Annotated in this window: 16 protein-coding genes; 6 read left to right on the forward strand and 10 right to left on the reverse strand. The window is 72.6% G+C overall.

All coding sequences use genetic code 11. The features are described 5' to 3' along the window. Positions 1-95 precede the first annotated feature (95 nt). Positions 96-893, reverse strand: a complete 798-nt coding sequence (locus tag IF19_RS0120935) for a VanZ family protein (RefSeq protein ID WP_050493849.1) — start codon at positions 891-893, stop codon at positions 96-98. Positions 894-1,008: 115 nt separating this feature from the next. Between IF19_RS0120935 and IF19_RS0120940 the strand changes: the two genes are divergently transcribed. Then, positions 1,009-1,509, forward strand: a complete 501-nt coding sequence (locus IF19_RS0120940; RefSeq protein ID WP_030116966.1) for a tetratricopeptide repeat protein — start codon at positions 1,009-1,011, stop codon at positions 1,507-1,509. Positions 1,510-1,876: 367 nt separating this feature from the next. Here the strand turns inward: IF19_RS0120940 and IF19_RS0120945 are convergent, their stop codons facing one another. Both IF19_RS0120945 and rpmG read right to left on the reverse strand, forming a co-directional pair. Continuing rightward, a complete protein-coding gene (locus IF19_RS0120945) occupies positions 1,877-2,137 on the reverse strand; it encodes a type B 50S ribosomal protein L31 (RefSeq protein ID WP_030276689.1) in 261 nt (86 codons plus the stop codon). Positions 2,138-2,215: 78 nt separating this feature from the next. Continuing rightward, a complete protein-coding gene (rpmG, locus tag IF19_RS0120950; RefSeq protein ID WP_030116964.1) occupies positions 2,216-2,380 on the reverse strand; it encodes a 50S ribosomal protein L33 in 165 nt (54 codons plus the stop codon). Positions 2,381-2,688: 308 nt separating this feature from the next. On the opposite strand from rpmG, the gene IF19_RS0120955 reads away from it, so the two are divergent. Then, positions 2,689-4,119 (forward strand): PP2C family protein-serine/threonine phosphatase, encoded by a 1,431-nt coding sequence (locus IF19_RS0120955; RefSeq protein ID WP_030116963.1) that lies wholly within the window; start codon positions 2,689-2,691, stop codon positions 4,117-4,119. A gap of 50 nt (positions 4,120-4,169) precedes the next feature. On the opposite strand, the gene IF19_RS0120960 is transcribed toward IF19_RS0120955, so the two are convergent. Beyond that, complete coding sequence (locus IF19_RS0120960; protein ID WP_030121530.1) at positions 4,170-5,660, reverse strand: DNA-binding protein NsdB; 1,491 nt, start codon at positions 5,658-5,660, stop codon at positions 4,170-4,172. A gap of 231 nt (positions 5,661-5,891) precedes the next feature. Between IF19_RS0120960 and IF19_RS0120965 the strand changes: the two genes are divergently transcribed. The 3 genes from IF19_RS0120965 to IF19_RS0120975 all read left to right on the forward strand — a co-directional run bounded on the left by IF19_RS0120965 (position 5,892) and on the right by IF19_RS0120975 (position 10,590). After that, the gene (locus tag IF19_RS0120965; protein ID WP_030116961.1) at positions 5,892-7,028 is read left to right on the forward strand and encodes an aminoglycoside phosphotransferase family protein; all 1,137 of its coding nucleotides are present in this window, start codon (positions 5,892-5,894) and stop codon (positions 7,026-7,028) included. Between the two features lie 511 nt (positions 7,029-7,539). Continuing rightward, positions 7,540-8,175 (forward strand): transglycosylase SLT domain-containing protein, encoded by a 636-nt coding sequence (locus IF19_RS0120970; RefSeq protein ID WP_030276690.1) that lies wholly within the window; start codon positions 7,540-7,542, stop codon positions 8,173-8,175. Between the two features lie 180 nt (positions 8,176-8,355). Beyond that, a complete protein-coding gene (locus tag IF19_RS0120975) occupies positions 8,356-10,590 on the forward strand; it encodes a terpene synthase family protein (RefSeq protein WP_030276691.1) in 2,235 nt (744 codons plus the stop codon). Between the two features lie 80 nt (positions 10,591-10,670). Here the strand turns inward: IF19_RS0120975 and IF19_RS0120980 are convergent, their stop codons facing one another. The 5 genes from IF19_RS0120980 to IF19_RS0121000 form a co-directional block, all read right to left on the reverse strand. Next, positions 10,671-11,171 carry a hypothetical protein gene (locus tag IF19_RS0120980; protein ID WP_030116957.1) on the reverse strand — a complete coding sequence of 167 codons (501 nt, stop codon included), beginning with the start codon at positions 11,169-11,171 and terminating at the stop codon, positions 10,671-10,673. Positions 11,172-11,247: 76 nt separating this feature from the next. Then, positions 11,248-12,414 (reverse strand): thiolase domain-containing protein, encoded by a 1,167-nt coding sequence (locus IF19_RS0120985; RefSeq protein WP_030276692.1) that lies wholly within the window; start codon positions 12,412-12,414, stop codon positions 11,248-11,250. After that, a complete protein-coding gene (locus IF19_RS0120990) occupies positions 12,407-13,459 on the reverse strand; it encodes a thiolase domain-containing protein (protein WP_030121526.1) in 1,053 nt (350 codons plus the stop codon). The genes IF19_RS0120985 and IF19_RS0120990 overlap by 8 nt, the downstream gene beginning before the upstream one ends. Then, complete coding sequence (locus IF19_RS0120995) at positions 13,460-14,407, reverse strand: Zn-ribbon domain-containing OB-fold protein (RefSeq protein ID WP_030116952.1); 948 nt, start codon at positions 14,405-14,407, stop codon at positions 13,460-13,462. It lies immediately after the preceding gene. 37 nt (positions 14,408-14,444) lie between these two features. Then, positions 14,445-15,245 (reverse strand): crotonase/enoyl-CoA hydratase family protein, encoded by an 801-nt coding sequence (locus IF19_RS0121000; RefSeq protein ID WP_030276693.1) that lies wholly within the window; start codon positions 15,243-15,245, stop codon positions 14,445-14,447. Between the two features lie 166 nt (positions 15,246-15,411). On the opposite strand from IF19_RS0121000, the gene IF19_RS0121005 reads away from it, so the two are divergent. Then, positions 15,412-17,058 carry an acyl-CoA synthetase gene (locus tag IF19_RS0121005; protein ID WP_030121523.1) on the forward strand — a complete coding sequence of 549 codons (1,647 nt, stop codon included), beginning with the start codon at positions 15,412-15,414 and terminating at the stop codon, positions 17,056-17,058. A 125-nt stretch (positions 17,059-17,183) separates the two neighbouring features. Here IF19_RS0121005 and IF19_RS0121010 read toward each other — a convergent pair whose 3' ends face one another. Continuing rightward, positions 17,184-18,728, reverse strand: a complete 1,545-nt coding sequence (locus IF19_RS0121010; protein WP_030276694.1) for an alpha/beta fold hydrolase — start codon at positions 18,726-18,728, stop codon at positions 17,184-17,186. Between the last annotated feature and the right edge of the window lie 104 nt (positions 18,729-18,832).

Consider the following 18,832-nt stretch of genomic DNA (forward strand, 5'->3'; position numbering starts at 1 on the left):
CGGCCGGGCCCCGCCGCCCGCAAACGGCCCGGCCCGAACGGGTGCCGGGCCGCCTGCGGGCCGGTGCGGTGGGGCCGACGCCCCGGGGAGTCCGCTCAGTGGCGGCGGAAGCGGTCGAGCAGAGCACGGGGGCTCTTGCTCGGCGCGGGGGCGGTGCCGCCCTGCGGGCCGCCGGTCCCGCGGACCCGGGAGGGGCGCTGCCCGGCTGGTGCCGGTCCCTGATCCTTGGGCGCGGGCCTCAGCCGGGCCAGCGGTCCGGTCCGGGTGCGGGCGGTCGCCGGCGTGTGCTCCGGCCCGGCGCTCGGCTTCGGAGGAATCCGGCGCCCGGCCGGCCCGTCGGTTTCCCGCTCCGTCCCGGCGTCACGCTCGGCCTCCGGCTTCGCGGACGTGTCGGGGACGGCGGTGTCGTCGGTGTAGACGTAGTAGCGGTGGCTGATGCGGCGGCCGAGCAGGAAGTACCCGAGCACCGCGCCCGTCGTGTTGAGGATGACGTCGTCGATGTCGAAGGCGCGGCCCGTGACGAGGGCACCCTGGATCAGTTCGACGACGGTCATGACGACCGCCGCGAGCAGCGTCGTACGGATCATCCGCAGCCGGCGCGGTACGAAGAACGGCAGCAGGAGCCCGAACGGGACGCCCAGGAGCAGATTTCCGCCCGCCTGCTTGCACGCGGCGAGGAAGGTGTAGTCCTCGGCGTACTGGCGCAGCGACCTCCCGGGCCGGAGGTTCGAGGTGACCAGGTCCTCGGAGGCCGGCGACGGGGTGAGCGTCACCTTGGCCAGCAGGACGGAGAACGCCACCAGACCCAGCAGTGCCACCACCAGGACCGCCCCGCGCACCAGTACTCGTACCCATGTCCCCTGGCGTACAGGGGGATTCACCTCTGCTGTCATGGGCGACGGATGCCCCCGCCCGGCCGGAACACACCCCGGCCGGCCCGTGGAGCGGAAACTCGTCCGCCCCTCTGTCCTCGCCTGCGACGATGTGCGCATGAGTACCGATGGGCAGATGAGTGACAAAAAGAAGAGGGACCTGCTGGCGGAGGCCGACCGATTGCGCGAGGACGGCCGGCCCGAGGAGGCGCGCGAGCGGCTGCTCGCCCTCACCGCGGCGCTTCCGGACGACGCCGAGGTGGCCTACCGAACGGCGTGGGTCCACGACATCCTCGGCCTGGAGTCGGAGGCGGTGCCGTACTACGAGCGCGCTCTGGGCAACCCGGGGCTCGGGGCGGAGGACCGGCGCGGGGCGCTTCTGGGGCTGGGCAGCACGTACCGGGTCCTGGGCAGGTACGGGCAGGCGGTCGAGACGTTGCGCCGGGGCGTCGAGGAGTTCCCGGACGACGGCGCGCTGCGGACGTTCCTGGCGATGGCCCTGTTCAACACGGACGAGCACCATGAGGCGATGCGGCTGCTGCTGGAGGTGACGGCGGCGACCAGTCAGGACCCGTACGTCCAGCGCTACCGGCGGGCGATCGAGCACTACGCGAAGGATCTCGACGAGACCGTGTGAGGCCTCCGGCCGTGGGGCGCTTCGCGCGGGTCGGGACAGCCTCAGGGCGTGTCCGGCCTGTCCGATCCTGATCCGCCGGGCACGCCCCGGGGCGCGGAACAGGGGGAAGCCCCGGCCGGATCGGGGGAATCCGGCCGGGGCGGCTCTGGTGCGGGCGCAAGGGGCGGTCGCCTCTCGGCGGGGTGCTCCACGGGGTTCCGGCGGTGCGGTCTTCCCGACGGGCCGGAGGTGAGGCCCGGGGACACCGTCCTCCTCACTCCCACATATAGATGAACGATAAACCACTCGGGAGTGTTCCCGGAAACGCGGTCGCTGTGATCCACAGCACGCGCGCCCCGGGGCCGCTCCCCGGCCGGAACCCGTCCGGTCAACCGGCGGACGGACCGCCGTCGCCGTAGCGGCGGTGGAACCGCTCCACGCGGCCCGCCACGTCGAGCACCTGGCGGCCGCCGGTGTAGAACGGGTGGCTCGCCGAGGAGGTCTCCACGTCGATGACGGGGTAGCTGTCGCCGTCCTCCCACACCACGTGCTCGCCGGAATCGGCGGTCGAACGGGTCAGGAAAGCGGTGCCGGCGGCGCGGTCGCGGAAGACCACGGGGCGGGACACGGGGTGGATACGAGGCTTCATGGATGGGTTCCTTCCTCGCCGCGGGCCGGTCGGCCGACGGTGGCGCGTCGATCGGAGGGGTGGGACTTCTCCGTGTGATCAGCGGACCTCACGGAACAGCACGTGCCGGCCGGTGGCGGAGTCGAACTTGCGGAGCTCCAGCCGGTCGGGGTCGTTGCGGCGGTTCTTGCGTGTCACATAGCTGCGGCCCGTCCCCGCGGTGGACCGGAGGGTGACGACGGGCCTGGTCTCGCTGCGCGCCATGGGCGCCTCCCGATGTCTCGCACGACCCCGCCCCCATGATGGGGATGGGATTCGTTTTCGTTCTGGTGGGGTAACACGGCCTCCACGCTCGGCATTCCCGATCCCGCCCACCCTCCGGACGCCGGTCAACTCGCCGCATACGTAAGCCTGTTCGGAAAACAATGCCGATCGAGGGCCGCTGGCATATGCCAGAAGCAACATCGCCCCGAGTGTCGCCGAATCCCTTACGGTCCGTCGCGCGCTGTGCCAAAGTCGGTACCGGCCCACCTGTCGGAACCGGCTAGGCCGCGCCTGTATCGGAGTACGAGATGCCGTCCCCCCTCTTCGCGGACCGCCCCGCACCACGACCTCCCGCGCGTGACGCCGTCAACGCCCTGATCCAGCGCACACGGCGGCTGCGCGGCGATGTCGACGCCGTACGGCGCGACGCCCTCCTGTTCGACGAGGACGACGCCGGTCGGCGCCGGCAGCGCGCCCTGTACGAGCTGGCCGTGCAGTACCTGGACGGTCTGGACGAGAACCTGGGCCGGCTGAGATCGGGGCTGACCGGGCAGGACACCGAGGGGCGGGAGGCCGAGGACGGCCCGGCTCCGGAGGCCCCGGGCCGCGGCGCCCCGTCGTACGGCGTGGGCAGCGCCGAGTGGAACCTCCTCACCGACGAGTGCGCCTGGTCGGACGAGTTGTACGAGATCTTCGGCAGGCCGCCCGGGTCCGCGCCCCTGTCCCTCGACGATCTGCCGTCCGTCCTGCTGCCCGAGGACCAGCCGCTGCTGACCGCCATGGTCACCGGCTGCCTCGTCGACGGCCGGGCGATGGACGGGGAGTTCCGCATCGTGCGCGCCGACGGCCGCACCCGCACCCTGCACATGACGGGCGAGCCGGTCCTCGACGCCGACGGCTGCACCGCCTCGATGTGGGCGGTGCTGCGGGACGTCACCGAGCGGCGGCGCGACGAGCCCTCCGTACGGCGCACCGGTGCGGCGGTGCGCCGCGCGGACCACGGTGAGCGCACCGAACACCGCATGGCCGTGGAACTCCAGGAGAGCGTCCTGCCCCTCTGGCGCGGATCACCGCCCCTCCCCCGGCAGGGACCGGGCGCCCTCGACGTCGCCGCGCACTACCTCCGCTCCGGGCCGGGCGGGCTCATCGGCGGCGACTGGTACGACGCGATGGAACTCCCGGACGGACGCACCCTGCTCACCGTCGGCGACCTCACCGGGAGCGGCGTCCCCGCCACCTCGGCCATGGCGATGATGCTGGGGGCGCTGCGCGGCATGGCCGTCGCCGGCATCGAACCGGGCGCGCTGATGGGGCACCTGAACCAGGTGCTGGAGACGTCGGTGCAGCCGACGCTCGGCAGTGCCCTGTGCTGTCGCTTCGACCCCGCGACCTCCCTTCTCTCCTGGGCGCAGGCCGGTCACCCCGCTCCCCTGCTCTTCCGCCACGGTTCGGGACGGCCGCTGCCGCCGCCGGACGGCGTGCTGCTCGGCGCCGCGTCCCACGTCCCGTACGAGCAGGACGAGGTACGGCTCTTCCCCGGTGACGTGCTCGTCCTGCACACGGCCGGCCTGATGCGGCACGACGCCCGGGGTGCGGGCCCGGAGGCGCTGCTCGCCCTCGCCCCCCGGTTCGCACGGGCCCGTACGGCACAGGAGTGCGTCCGGAGCGTCGTCGAGGTCTTCGGCGGGGCCGAACGCCAGGACGACGCGTGTGTGCTGGTCGCCCGCGTCGGGGCGTGAGGGAGCGCGGAAGCGGCTCGATGTGAGGGAAGAAGTCCGGGGGCGCCGGGTCAGGTCTCGGCGCCCCCGGACTTCTTCCCGGCCGGCGGCATCACGTGTTCGATCTCCGCGCGCAGGTCCTGGACACCGGCGTGCCCGGCGAACTGGCCGGTGAGCCGGTACATCTCGCGGAGCCGGTCCCAGGTGCGGTGGGAGGAGGTCTCCCCCATCGACACCAGCGCGAGCCGGGCGTAGCGGTCGGCCTGTTCGGGGTCGTTGGCGATGAAGCAGGCCGAGGCGAGCGAGATGTAGTCGAAGATCTTCGACCGCCGACGGTCGCCGTCCCGCAGTTCCAGGGCCTGCTTGGCGTGGCGCTGGGCGATGACCGCGGCGCTGCGGTCGTGCTCGGCCAGCGTGCGGAAGGCGAGCGCCTGCATGCCGTGCAGGTCCGCCTCGTCGAACATCTGCATCCAACTGGGGGCGGGCACATCGCCCTTGTCCGAGGTGAAGAGTTCCTCGGCCTCTCCGAGGGTCCGCCGCATCGCCTGCCCCCGGCCCATGGACGCCTGCGCCCACGCCTCGATGGTGCGCAGCATCGCCTGGGTGCGGGGCAGGGTCTCGTCGCCCGAGCCGGACTTGGCGAGCTTCATCAGGTCCAGCGCGTCGTCCGGCCGGCCCAGGTGCACCATCTGGCGTGCCGCGCGGGAGAGCGCCTCTCCGGCGCGCGGCCGGTCGCCTCCCTCGCGCGCCGCGTGGGCGGCGATGACGAAGTACTTCTGGGCGGTGGGTTCGAGGCCGACGTCGTGGGACATCCAGCCCGCGAGGACGGCGAGGTTGGCGGCGACGCCCCACAGGCGGCGCTGGAGATGATCGGGGTGGCGGTAGGCCAGCATGCCGCCCACCTCGTTGAGCTGGCCCACGACGGCCTTGCGCTGCAGCCCGCCGCCCCGGGAGGCGTCCCAGCGACGGAACACCTCGACGGAGTACTCCAGGGCCTCGATCTCCTCGGAGCCGACCGGCGCCGCCTCGTACCGGTCGAAACCGGCGGGATCGGCGTGTGCGGGCGTGTTGGCGCGTGGTGCTTCGGCCGCCGGAGCGGGGGCGTTGCGAAGCCATTCGTACATGGGGCCGGCGATGGTTGATCCGGCGGTGAGCGCGGCGCCCGCACTCACCAAGCCGCGTCGGTTGAGCATGAGGTCCATTCCCGTGAATTCGGTGAGAACCGCTGCCGTCCGTTCGGGCGCCCACGGCAGTCGATCCGGATCGTCGTCCGTCCCGGAGTCACGCCGTTTCCCCACACGCCCGCGTCGGCCGAACCCGAGGTCCTCGATGGTCACGACACGGCCGAGCCGCTCGGTGAACAGAGCCGCCAGCACTTCGGGCACGGGATCACGGGGGGACTCCCCCATGTCGATCCAGCGCCTGACGCGCGAGGTGTCGGTGGCCAGCTGCGGGTGGCCCATGGCCGCCGCCTGCCGGTTCACCAGTCTCGCGAGTTCGCCCTTGGACCAGCCGGCCAGGCCGAACAGGTCAGAAAGGCGGGTGTTGGGTTCTCCGGTCACGTCAAGCCCCCAGGTTCTCGGCTGACTTGACACTAACCCCTGGTCAGATGCTCGGTGACTATTCGCCAGGGTTCGCCAGGGTCCGCCAGATGGTCTGCCACCCGTCATCCGTTGTCAGGTAGGAGTGCGCCACCCCGCCCGGCAGCCCTCGGTACTCCCCAGGGTGCCGACCGGCCGTCGGCCGGGTTGGCGCACGTACCTTGTCGGCGCACGAAGGGATCTGTCTCGCCCATGTACACAGCATCGTCCTCCGTGTCCGCCCCGCCCCGACCGCTCCGCCCGATGGGCGCGAGCGCCGGGCCCTATCTGGCTCCTCACGCCGGCGCACCGGCGCAGGGTCCGGGCCGGGCCCGACGGGCCCCGGGACCGGACGCCGGACCGCTCAGCGGAAGGATCGACCTGTCCGGGCCGCAGGGCGCGCAGGTGCGGATGGCGATCGCCTCCGTGCAGCGCGTCTGCCCCGAGTTCAACCCGGTCCAGGTGCTGCGGCGCAGCGGCCGCTCCGTCCTGATCGTCGGCACGACCGGGCGGGCCACCGCCGTGGCGAAGTGTTTACTGGACCACTCGCCGGCGTGGACCGAGCGGTTCCGGCACGAGATAGCGGCGTACCGCGCGTTCGTCCGGCACCGCCCCCCCGTGCGGGCGCCCCGGCTGATCGCGGCGGACCCGGAGAACTGCACGCTGGTGATCGAGCGGATGCCCGGCCGGGTCGCCGCCCTCACCCGGCATCCGGCGGAGGCGCCGCCGCGGGCCGACATCCGTGCCGCGCTGGGCGCGATCAGCCGGGTGAACGCCTGGCGGCCGCCGCCCGGGCTGTTCGAGGCGCCGCTCGACTACGCCTCGCGGATCACGCGCTACCACGAGCTGGGGCTGTTCACCGACCGCGACTTCGACGATCTGCAGAAGCTGCTGCACGGCCTGGCCCAGGCGAGTGGCCGACAGGGGATGGGGCAGTTCTGCCACGGGGACGCGCTGCTCTCCAACATCCTGCTGTCGCCGACCGGTCCCGTCCTCGTGGACTGGGAGCACGCGGGCTGGTATCTCCCCGGCTACGACCTGGCGACGCTGTGGGCGGTGCTGGGTGACGCCCCAGTGGCGCGGCGCCAGATCAGTCAGCTGGCCCAGGCCAGGGGGCCGGCCGCGCGGGACGCGTTCCTGGTGAACCTGATGCTGGTGCTGACCCGCGAGATCCGCAACTACGAGACGGCGGTCCAGCGCACCATGCGTGAGGCCCCCCCGGTGGCCGCCGGGTCCGAGCGCCCCGGCCTGATCTCCTCGGGCGAGGAGCAGCGGCTGCTGCTGCGCAGGCTCCACGACGACTGCGCGATGGCGCGGCGGGCAGTGCGGGCGGCGGTCGGCACCCGCTGAGGCGGGGTGTACGAGCGGATGGGCGAGGCCGCCGAGGGCCGAGGCGGGAGAAGGGTGCGGGCCGCGGGCCCGCACCCCTCGACGAGGACCACAGTGACCTGACCACTGTGAGGACGCAGCGCGCTGCGGGGACCGGTGCCGACACACCGGACACCGCGGCGCGCTGCCGTGCGTACGGTGACCGCGTGCTGACCCTGTGCCGTTCCGGGGTCCCCCACGGGTGAGGCCCGCCACGAGACCCACGTCACCTACGACTGCGGATAGTAGCCGCCTGTGCCCCCGCCCGGCGTAATGAACCATCCTTTCGGCCCATGAATTGGACATATCACGATGAAAGATAGTAATGACGGTCATTGCTTCCTATGCCGGTGCCCGCTAACCATGGATTCCGGCAAGCACCGAGTACGAGCCCTCAGCGATCGCCCATCGGCGGACGCGGCCCGTACGGACCGGTTGCGGCCGACGCGGCGCGAAGGCCGCCAAGCCCGTCCCCCATAGGAAGAGCTCACGCATGCCCCGCATCTCCACCCTGCGCATCACCCGCTCGCACCAGATCGCCGCCGCCGTACTCGTCGCGGCCGGCTCGGTCACCGCCATAGCCGCCACCGGCGGCACGAGCGAAGCGCAGACCTCCGCCGCCCGGTCCTCCGTATCCGTGGAGCCGGTCGCCGCGGCGGGCATCCCCACCGCGAAGGACGCCGCCGAGAAGGCCGCGGAGCAGAAGGCCGCCGAGAGCGCCGCCGCGAAGAAGGCCGCCGAGGCGCGCTCCGACAAGCAGGCCGCCAACCGCTCCACCGAGCGCAAGGCCGTCACGCCGAAGAAGTTCTCGAACAACCTCGACGGCTGGATCCGCGAGTCGCTCGACATCATGAAGAAGAAGAACATCCCCGGTTCCTACGAGGGACTGCACCGCAACATCATGCGCGAGTCCAGCGGCAACCCGAACGCCGTCAACGACTGGGACATCAACGCGCGCAACGGCATCCCCTCCAAGGGACTCCTCCAGGTCATCCAGCCCACCTTCGACGCCTACCACGTCAAGGGCACCCCGAAGAAGCTGACCGACCCGGTCGCCAACATCACGGCCGCCGCGAACTACGCCGCCGACCGGTACGGCTCGATCGACAACGTCGACTCGGCCTACTGAGCCACCGCGGGCCGCTCCCGGCGGCCCCCGCCGACCGCCTTCCGAGCACGCGCCGCCGCAGAGCGATCATGTGACTAATCGCCGCCGTGCGTGCTCCGTATGGCCGAAGGGTAGTGCTGCGCGGACACCACCGTTCCGCGCGTTCCCCCGCGCGGAGGCTTCTGGAAAGGCCCGACGCACATGGCACAGCCCTTCTCACTGCCGGACTTCTACGTCCCGTATCCGGCCCGGCTCAACCCGCACCTGGAGACGGCACGCACGCACACCCGGGAGTGGGCCCGCTCCATGGGAATGCTGGAGGGGTCCGGTATCTGGGAGGAGAAGGACCTGGAGGCGCACGACTACGCCCTCCTGTGCGCGTACACCCATCCCGACTGCTCGGCCGAGGCGCTGAGCCTGGTCACCGACTGGTACGTGTGGGTCTTCTTCTTCGACGACCACTTCCTGGAACTGTTCAAGCGCACGCCCGACCGCGAGGGCGCCAAGCGGTACCTGGACCGGCTGCCGGCCTTCATGCCGATGGAGCGCGGGGCGGCGCTCCCGGAGCCGGAGAACCCCGTGGAGGCGGGGCTCGCCGATCTGTGGACCCGGACGATCCCCGCGATGACGGACGGCTGGCGGGCCCGGTTCGCGGAGTCCACGGAGAACCTCCTCAACGAGTCCCTCTGGGAGCTGTCCAACATCCACGAGGGCCGCATCGCCAACCCGGTCGAGTACATCGAGATGCGCCGGAAGGTGGGCGGCGCGCCCTGGTCGGCGGGTCTGGTGGAGTACGCGGCCGGGGCCGAGGTGCCGGACCGGGTCGCCGCGTCCCGGCCGCTGCGGGTCCTGCGGGACGCCTTCTCCGACGCGGTGCACCTGCGCAACGACCTCTTCTCCTACCAGCGGGAGGTGGAGGACGAGGGGGAGAACAGCAACGGCGTGCTGGTGCTGGAGACCTTCCTCGGCTGCTCCACGCAGGAGGCCGCCGAAGCCGTCAACGATCTGCTGACCTCACGGCTGCAGCAGTTCGAGAACACCGTTCTCACCGAGCTCGGCCCGCTCTGCGCCGAGAAGGGGCTGGGCCCGGAGGAGACCGCGGCCGTGCTGGCGTACGCCAAGGGGCTCCAGGACTGGCAGTCCGGCGGGCATGAGTGGCACATGCGCTCCAGCCGCTACATGAACGGCGGCGGCGCGGGCGAGGCCGTGCCCGGCTTCGGCATGTCCGCCGCCTCGCTGCGGTTCACCCTCCGCTCGGAGACCGCGCGGGCCCGCAGCCACAGCCATGTGCCGTACCGGCATGTGGGTCCCTCGATCCTCCCGGACTTCGACCTGCCCTACACCACCACGCTCAGCCCCCACCTGGAGGGGGCCCGCGTCCGGGTCGTCGGCTGGGCGCGGCGGATGGGCATCCTCCAGGCGCAGCCGGGCGTCCCGGGTTCGCACATCTGGGACGAGGACCGGATCCGCGCGATCGACCTGCCGCTGTGCGCGGCGGGCATCCATCCGGACGCGACGCCGGACGGGCTGGACCTGTCCTCGGCGTGGCTGGCCTGGGGGACGTACGGGGACGACTGGTTCCCGGTGGTGCACGGACGCACCAGGGACCTGGCGGGGGCGCGGCTCGCGAACGAGCGGTTGTCGCTGTTCATGCCGCTGGACGGCGAAGGGACCCCGGAGCCGGTGAACGCCCTGGAGCGGAGCCTCGGCGATCTCTGGGACAGGACGGCGGGCCCGATGGACGCGGGTGCGCGGCGCGCCTTCCGTACCGCGATCGAGACCATGACCGCGAGCTGGCTGTGGGAGCTGTCCAACCAGGCTCAGAACCGCGTCCCCGACCCGGTCGACTACGTGGAGATGCGGCGGGCGACGTTCGGCTCGGACCTGACGATGAGCCTGTGCCGGCTCGGACACGGCAAGCGGGTTCCCGAGGAGGTCTACCGCAGCGGCCCCCTGCGGTCCCTGGAGAACGCGGCCGCGGACTACGCGTGCCTGCTCAACGACCTGTTCTCGTACCAGAAGGAGATCGAGTACGAGGGCGAGGTGCACAACGGAGCCCTGGTCGTGCAGAACTTCTTCGGCGTCGACTATCCGACGGGCGTGGCGATCGTGCACGACCTGATGAACTCGCGGCTGCGCCAGTTCCGTCATGTCGCCGACGTCGAACTGCCCGCGCTGTACGACGACTTCGACCTGGATGCCGAGGCGCGGGAGGTGCTGGCGGGCTATGTGCGGGAGCTGGAGCACTGGCTCGCGGGCATCCTGATCTGGCACCGGGGATGCCGCCGCTACCGCGAGGAGGACCTGCGCCGGGTCCACGGTGCGCCGTGGCACCTCGGCGGGCCGGTGGGGCTCGGTACGTCGGCGGCGCAGGTGGCCCGGCTGATGGTCCGGGAGACGGTCGGCACGGCCTCGGGCGCGTCCGGCGGATCCTGACCGGGTCCGCCACGCCTGCCGCGGCCACGGTGTGCGTGAGGCCGCCCGGAGGGGTCCGGGCGGCCTCGGGCGCGGAGGTGTCAGCCCTGCTGGAAGAGCTCCGCGGGCAGCGGCTTGAGCAGGGTGTACAGGTCGTCGGTGATCGGCCGGTCCCAGCTGGCGATGGTCACGAGGACGCCGTCGCTGCGGTCGAACTGGACGCAGGAGATACGGCTCTCGGAGAGCTTGACGCGGCGGACGATCAGCAGGTTGTCGCCCTGCATGACGGGGACGTCCTCGGTGCTGACGACCTCGATCGGCTCGTCGTTCTCCAGGGCGAGCAGCAGCTGGGCCACCTCGAAGGGGACCTGGCCCTCCTCGGTCTCGCGGGCGGGCGAGCCCTCCGGGAGGTTGCCGATGATCATCGCCGGGCCCCGGCCGCCGTACAGGTCGTACCGGAGGAAGACGCCCTGGCAGCTGCCGTCGGGGGCGGGGAGCAGACCGGCGCCGAGGTTGCCGGGCCAGTCCCCGGGGTCCATGGCCAGGACGTCGAAGTCCGGGCCCGCGGGTGTTGCGGCGCTACGGCGGCGGAGGAAGGACATGCCGCCCATGGTACGTGTCCCGGCTCACGTCGTGGAGCCGGGCCCGGCCCTCCGGAGCCGGGCCCGCCGCCTCTCCTCAGCCGGGCGGGGGCTGGGATCCCACCAGCCACATGGCGAAGAACTGCGCGCCCCCGCCGTAGGCGTGGCCGAGCGCTCGGGCCGTCCCGTCGACCTGGTGCTCCCCCGCCCGGCCCCGTACCTGGAGGGCCGCCTCGGCGAAGCGGATCATGCCGGAGGCGCCGATGGGGTTGGTGGACAGGACGCCGCCCGACGGGTTGACGGGGAGGTCGCCGTCGAGTTCGGTGACGCCCGCCTCGGTGAGCTTCCAGCCCTCGCCCTCGTCCGCGAAGCCGAGGTTCTCCAGCCACATCGGCTCGTACCAGGAGAACGGCACGTACATCTCGACGGCGTCGATCTCCCTGCGCGGGTCGGTGATGCCCGCCTGGCGGTAGACGTCGGCGGCGCAGTCCCGGCCGGCCCTCGGTGAGACGAAGTCCTTGCCGGCGAACAGGGTCGGTTCGCTGCGCATCGCCCCGCCGTGCACCCAGGCGGGCGGGTGGGGCGAGCGTGTGGCGCCGTCGCGGTCGGTGAGGACCATGGCGCAGGCGCCGTCGGAGGACGGGCAGGTCTCGGAGTAGCGGACCGGGTCCCAGAGCATGGGCGAGCTCTGGACCTGTTCCAGGGTGATGCCGTGGTCGTGGAGGTGTGCGTACGGGTTCTTCAGCGCGTTGCGGCGGTCCTTGTACGCCACGAGCGAGCCGACCGTGTCGGGGGCCCCGCTCCGCCGCATGTACGCGCGCACGTGCGGGGCGAAGAAGCCGCCCGCGCCGGCCAGCAGCGGCTGCTGGAAGGGGACGGGCAGCGAGAGACCCCACATGGCGTTGGACTCGGACTGCTTCTCGAAGGCGAGGGTGAGCACGGTGCGGTGCACGCGGGCGGCGACGAGGTTGGCGGCGACCAGCGCGGTCGATCCGCCGACCGAGCCCGCCGTGTGGACGCGGAGCATGGGTTTGCCGACGGCTCCGAGGGCGTCGGCGAGGTAGAGCTCCGGCATCATGACGCCCTCGAAGAAGTCGGGGGCCTTGCCGATCACGACGGCGTCGATGTCGCTCCAGGCCAGCCCCGCGTCCTCCAGCGCGCGGACGGCGGCCTCGCGGACCAGTCCGGCGATGGACACGTCGTGCCGGGCGGCGACGTGCTTGGTCTGGCCGACGCCGACGACCGCGACGGGCTCCTTACGCATGAGCGCTCTCCCCTTCCAGGACGGCGACCAGGTTCTGTTGCAGGCAGGGTCCCGAGGTGGCGTGGGCGAGCGCCCGGTCGGACTCGCCGCGGTGGACGCGGGCGGCGGCCTCCCCGAGCCTGATGAGCCCGGCGGCCATGACCGGGTTGGCGGCGAGCGCGCCGCCGGAGGGGTTTACGCGGACCTCGTCGCCCAGCCGCAGCGCCTTGCGCAGCACGACTTCCTGCGAGGTGAAGGGGGCGTGCACCTCGGCGGTGTCGACCGGCCGTTCGAAGGCTCCGGCACGTTCGGCGGCCAGCCGGGTGGACGGGGAGTCGGTCAGGTCGCGTACGCCGAGGGCGTGGGCCTCGATGCGGTGGTCGATGCCGCGGATCCAGGCGGGCCGCGCGCACAGGGCGCGGGCGGTGTCGCCGGCGGCGAGGATCACGGCGGCGGCCCCGTCCCCGACGGGCGGGCAGTCGCCGGTGCGCAGCGGCCGCACCAGGTGGTCGCCGGCGGGGACGTCGCCGGTGAGCTGGGCGTACGGGTTGTCGACGGCGGCGGCGCGGTTGCGGGCGGCGATCCGGGCGAGGGCGGGCTCGTCGGTGTCGCCCGCGTCGATGAGCGCCTGGGCCTGGAGGGCGGCGAGCGCGACGGAGTCCGGCCAGAGGGGGGCGAGGTAGTAGGGGTCGAGCTGCCGGGTGAGGACGTCGCGGACCCGGCCGGGCGAGGACTTGCCGTAGGAGTAGACGAGCGCGGTGTCCGCCTCGCCGGTCATGATCTTCACCCACGCCTCGTACAGCGCCCACGCCCCGTCCATCTCGACGTGCGACTCGGAGATGGGCGGGTGGGCGCCGACGCCGTCGAGCGCCATGGTGAAGGAGAAGGCACGCCCGGCGAGGTAGTCGGCCGAGCCGGAGCAGGTGAACCCGATCTCGTTGGCCCTGAGGCCGGTGGCGCCCAGGACCTCGTGGAGGACGGGCATCAGCAGGTCCACCTCGGAGAGTTCGTCGGTGCGCCGCCGGTGGGCGCTCTGGGCGAAGGCGACGATGGCGACGTCCCGCATCTACACCAGCTCCTTGTACGTGTCGTAGTCGGCGTCGGGCTCGCCGGTGGGCCGGTAGTGGTCGGGGTGGCGGACGCCGTCCACCCAGACGGGTTCGACGCGCAGGCCCATGCGCACCTGGTCGTACGGGATGCCGGCGATGCGTCCGTGCAGGGCGAGGTCGGCGCCGTCGAGGGCGATGTGGGCGTAGACGTACGGGACTTCGATGTCGAGGTTCTTCGCCTTGATGTTGACGATGCAGAACGTGGTGACCGTGCCGCGCGGCCCGACCTCGACCTGTTCGGCGGTGGCGACTCCGCAGGTGGGGCAGGCTCCGCGCGGCGGTACGTAGACCTTGCGGCAGGCGGGGCAGCGTTCGCCGACGGTGCGGCGGCCTTCGAGGGCGGCCAGGTAGGCGCTCTGGGCGCGGCCCGGTGTGTGGGTGTAGTCGAGGCGGGCCGGGGCGACGATGCCGGTGACGGGGTCGGCGAACTCCCCTGTGTGCGGTGCCGGTTCGCCGCCGGCCGCTGCGCCCTCGTACGGTTCGAAGCAGGCGATGTCGGTGATCGCCCCGGTGCGCGCGGCGGCCCAGCGGACGCGGACGCGCATGCCGGTGCGGACGCTCTCGGGCCCGGGGGCGTCGAGGGCGTGCAGGAGTGCGGTGGAGGCGCCGTCCAGGCGGACCAGCACCCAGGCGAACGGGGTGTCCAGCGGCTGATCACGGCGCGGGGAAGGGTTCCAGGCCCAGGTGGTGACGGTGCCGGTGGGGGCCACCTCGACCAGGTCGCGCAGCTCGTTCGCGGTGACGGGGTCGTACTCCACGGGCGGCACCAGCACCGTGCCGTCGTCCGTGCGGACACCGAGGACGGTGCGCTCGCGGAGCCCGGTGAGGAAGGCGCTCTGGACGGGGCCGAGGGAGCGGGTGAAGGGGAACTCGACCACCAACGGGGCGCTGAGGACGTCGGACATGGCTCTCTCCTGGTATCGGGCGCGCCGGGTCCTGGGATCAGGCGCGCCGGTAGACGGGCGAACGCTTCTCGGCGAAGGCGCGGGCGCCCTCCTTGGCGTCCTCGGTGGCGAACACCGGCCAGCCGCGCCTCAGTTCGGCGGCCAGGGCCTCGCTCTCGGTCAGGTCGGCGCCCTCGTAGACCGAGGCTTTGACGGCCTCGACGGCGAGCGGGCCGCAGGCGTTGACGCGGTCGGCGACGGCGAGGGCCTCCTCCAGTGCGGCTCCGTCGGGCACGACTCTGCCGACGAGTCCGATGGCGGCGGCCTCGTCGGCGGTGTACGAGCGGCCGGTGAGGAGCATTTCGAGGGCGTGGGTGCGGGGGATCTGGCGGGGCAGGCGGACGGTGGAGCCGCCGATCGGGAAGAGGCCCCGGCGCACCTCGAAGAGCCCGAACACGGCTCCGGCTCCGGCGATGCGGATGTCGGTGCCCTGGAGGATCTCGGTGCCGCCCGCGACACAGGGGCCCTCCACCGCGGCGATGACCGGCTTGCGGGGGCGGTGGTGGCGCAGCATCGCCTTCCAGTGGAGGTCGGGGTCGGCGGTCATCCGCTCGCGGTACTCCTCCCCCTCCATGCCGTCGCCCGCCAGCGCCTTGAGGTCCATGCCCGCGCAGAACGCCCCGCCCGCGCCGGTGAGGACGACGGAGCGGACCGTGTCGTCCGCGTCGGCCGCGAGCCATCCGTCGTACAGGCCCACGAGCATCGGCAGCGACAGCGCGTTCTTCGCCTGCGGCCTGTTCAACATGAGGACCAGCGTGGCGCCTTCGCGCCGCACGGTGAGGTGTTCCGTACCGCCCATGACCGACTCCTGTCTGCGGAGGGGAACAGGTTGCAGGAGGAGAGGACACAGTTCAATAGTTTTCTGACAGCTCGTCAGATTCTTTCGCCGCCACCCCTTCCCACTTGTGCCGCCCGGCGCTCTAATGACGCCCGTGCCGCCAGTCGCCCCGGGACCAGGAGGAACGGTGGAGTACAACCTTGCCGACCTGTTCGAGTCGGTCGTGGACGTGGTGCCGGACCGTGAGGCGCTCCTCTACGTCGACCACCCCGGTACGGGAGCGGAGCGACGGCTCACCTACGCGGAGCTGGACGCCTCGGCCAACCGGATCGCCCACCATCTCATCGACGCGGGCATCCGGCCGGGCGAGCATCTGGGGCTGCACCTCTACAACGGGGTGGAGTACCTCCAGACGGTGCTGGGCGCCCTCAAGGCCCGCATCGTCCCGGTGAACGTCAACTACCGCTACGTGGAAGAGGAACTGGTCTACCTCTACCGGGACGCGGACCTGGCGGCGCTGGTCTTCGACGGGGAGTTCGACGAGCGGGTCGCGGCGGCGGCGCCGCAGGCCACGGGGCTGCGGCATCTGATCCGGGTGGGGCCCGCGCCGACGGCCCGTACGGGACCTTCACCGGCCGCTCCCCCGGGCCCGCCGGTCGTGCCGTTCGGTGAGGCGGAGAGGTCGGGTTCGGCCGGCCGGGGATTCGCGTCCCGGTCCGGCGACGACCAGTTCATCATCTACACCGGGGGCACCACCGGCATGCCCAAGGGGGTGATGTGGCGCCAGGAGGACCTGTTCTTCTCCGGTCTGGGCGGCGGGGCGCCGACCGGTGATCCGGTGAAGTCGCCCGGCGAGCTGGCCCGGCGGGTCGCGGCGGGCGGCGAGGGGATCACCTTCTTCCCCACTCCGCCGCTGATGCACGGGACCTCCACGCTGACCGCGTTCATCGGCTTCAACTTCGGTCAACGCGTGGTCGTGCACCGCAAGTTCGTCCCCGAGGAAGTACTGCGGACGATCGAGAGGGAGAAGGTCACCAGTGTGTCGCTGGTGGGCGACGCGATGCTGCGTCCGCTGATCGACTGCCTGAAGGGGCCCTGCCGCGGCACGGACTGCTCGTCGCTGTTCTCGGTCTCCAGCTCCGGGGCCGTCATGTCGGACTCGGTGCGGGCGGAGTTCCAGGCGCTCGTGCCGACGGTGATGCTGCTGAACAACTTCGGCTCGTCCGAGTCCGGGTTCAACGGAACGGCGACCGCCGACTCGGGGCCCGAGAACGGTTTCCGGGTGCGGGTCAACGCCCGTACGGCGGTGGTCGATCCGGCGACGCACGAGCCGGTGGCTCCCGGCGAGCCGGGCCGCATCGCCCAGCGCGGGCACGTGCCGCTCGGCTACTACAACGACCCGGCCAAGACCGCCGACACCTTCTTCCACCGGGGCGGTGAACGGTGGGTGCTGCTGGGCGACATGGCGACGGTGGACGCGGACGGCATCGTCACCGTCCTCGGCCGGGGCTCCCAGTGCATCAACACCGGGGGCGAGAAGGTCTATCCGGAGGAGGTCGAGCAGGCGCTCAAGTCCCATCCGGACGTGTACGACGCCCTGGTCGCGGGCGTCCCCGACGAGCGGTGGGGCAACCGGGTCGCCGCCGTGATCCAACTGCGCGACAGCACCGGGACGTTGAGCCTGGCGGCAGTGCAGGAGCACTGCCGGAGCAGGCTCGCCGGATACAAGATCCCGCGGGCCCTGGTGCTGGCCGACCGCATCCGGCGTTCGCCGAGCGGCAAGGCAGACTACCGGTGGGCGAAGGCGGTGGCGGCGGAGGACGGACCGGCCTGAGGACCCGCGCCGTCATACGTCCGGCCCGCGATCGATGTGATCGTCGGACCCCGTGGCGCGCCGGGAACGGGACGCGGAGCGTCGAGAACGGCCCGCCGGGCGGTCCGGGGCCGACGCCCACCCGGTCAGCGCACGCCCCCGGGCCGGTCCGTGAGGCCGAACTCCCTGATCGCCGCGAGGAATTCCTCCGGCCGGTCGGTGTGGACCAGGTGTCCGGCGTCGATGGTGACCGACGTGGCGCCCGGGATGGCGCGGGTCATCCGCGCGAGCTGTTCCTGGTCGATGTGGCTGGTGGGGCCGCCGCCGATGACGAGGGTCGGCGCGGTGATCTCCGGGAGGCGCAGCGGGACGTCCGGGTCGGGGTCGTTGATCTGGGCGTCGGTGTCGGGGACGACGGGCCAGTCGAAGTCGAGGGCGCCCTCGGGGCGGACGGCGGGCGGCCTGGGCGGGTCGAGCGGGAGGAGGGGCGGGGCGTCCTCGATGACGAGCCGCCCGATCAGGTCGGGTTCGCGCTGGGCCAGGAGGTAGGCGGCGACCCCGCCCATGGAGTGCCCGACGACGGTCGCGCCGGCCAGGTTGCGGGCCTCCAGGAAGGCGTGCAGATCGTCGCGGAACGTCTCGAAGGAGTAGCGGCCGGGCCAGTCGCTCAGCCCGTGGCCGCGGAAGTCGGGGGCGTACACGTGGTGGTCGACGGCGAGGTCCCGGGCGATCCGGGCCCATCCGGCGGACGAGCCGGACCTGCCGTGCAGCAGGACGACGGGCGGGGCTCCCTCCTCGCCCCACTCGCGGTACGCCAGCCGGATTCCGCCCGCCTGGACCGTGCGGATCTCCGGGTCCAGGAACGCCGCCACCGTGCGGGCGAAGGCCCCGGGGTCGTCCAGCCAGGGGAAGTGCCCGGCGCCGCGCTGGACGGCGAACTCGGCGTACGGGAAGAGCGCGGCCAGCTCCGTGGCCCGGTCGGGGCGCGGATGGCCGTCGTACTCCCCGGCGAGGACCAGGACGGGGACGGCCGTCCCGCGCAGGGCGGCGGCCGTCGCCGCGGGGTCGAAGGCCCCTTCCTCGGAGTAGCGTGCGCGGGCCTCGGCGTTGGTCTGCCCGGCGGACGCCCCGGCGTGGGCGCGGGCCGCCTCGTCCCAGCGGCCGTAGGTGAGGGGGCGGACGGCGGGCCACAGTTCGGCGAAGGGACCGCCGGCGAGCAGGGCGTCCTGGGCGGCCCGGGCCTCGGGGTACCAGGGTTCGTCGCGGCGCAGTTCGGCGGCCTCGCGCAGGTCCTGGCCGGTCACCTCGATGCCCACGGCCCTGGTGCTCGGCGTCACGAGGGTCAGGGTCCGCAGCCGCTCGGGGTGCCGGGCGGCGTACAGCAGGGCCAGGTCCGTCCCGGCGGAGTGCGCCAGTACGTCGATCCGGTCGAGGCCGAGATGCTCGCGCAGGGCCTCCACGTCGTCGACGAGGCGGTCGCAGCGGTAGGTCGCGGGGTCCTCGGGCACGGCGGAGTCCCCGGTGCCGCGCAGGTCCAGCAGGACGAGCCGCCGACGGGCCGCGAGCCCGCCGAGGTCGCCCAGATACGCGCTCGCCCGCATGGGCCCGCCGGGAAGGCAGATGAGCGGCTCCCCCTCCCCCACCAGGCGGTAGGCGAGCGGGGTCGTGTCGTACGCGGCGAAGATCGGCATGCCCGCCATCCAAACAGGAACCCGCGGGCGCGCGCAGCGGGGTTCGCGGCGGGCTGATCGTCCGCGACCGCCGCGCGCCTCTTGCCAGCCCCCCGGGCCGCCTG

It is taken from the genome of Streptomyces californicus, assembly GCF_000717645.1.
Taxonomy (GTDB): domain Bacteria; phylum Actinomycetota; class Actinomycetes; order Streptomycetales; family Streptomycetaceae; genus Streptomyces; species Streptomyces californicus.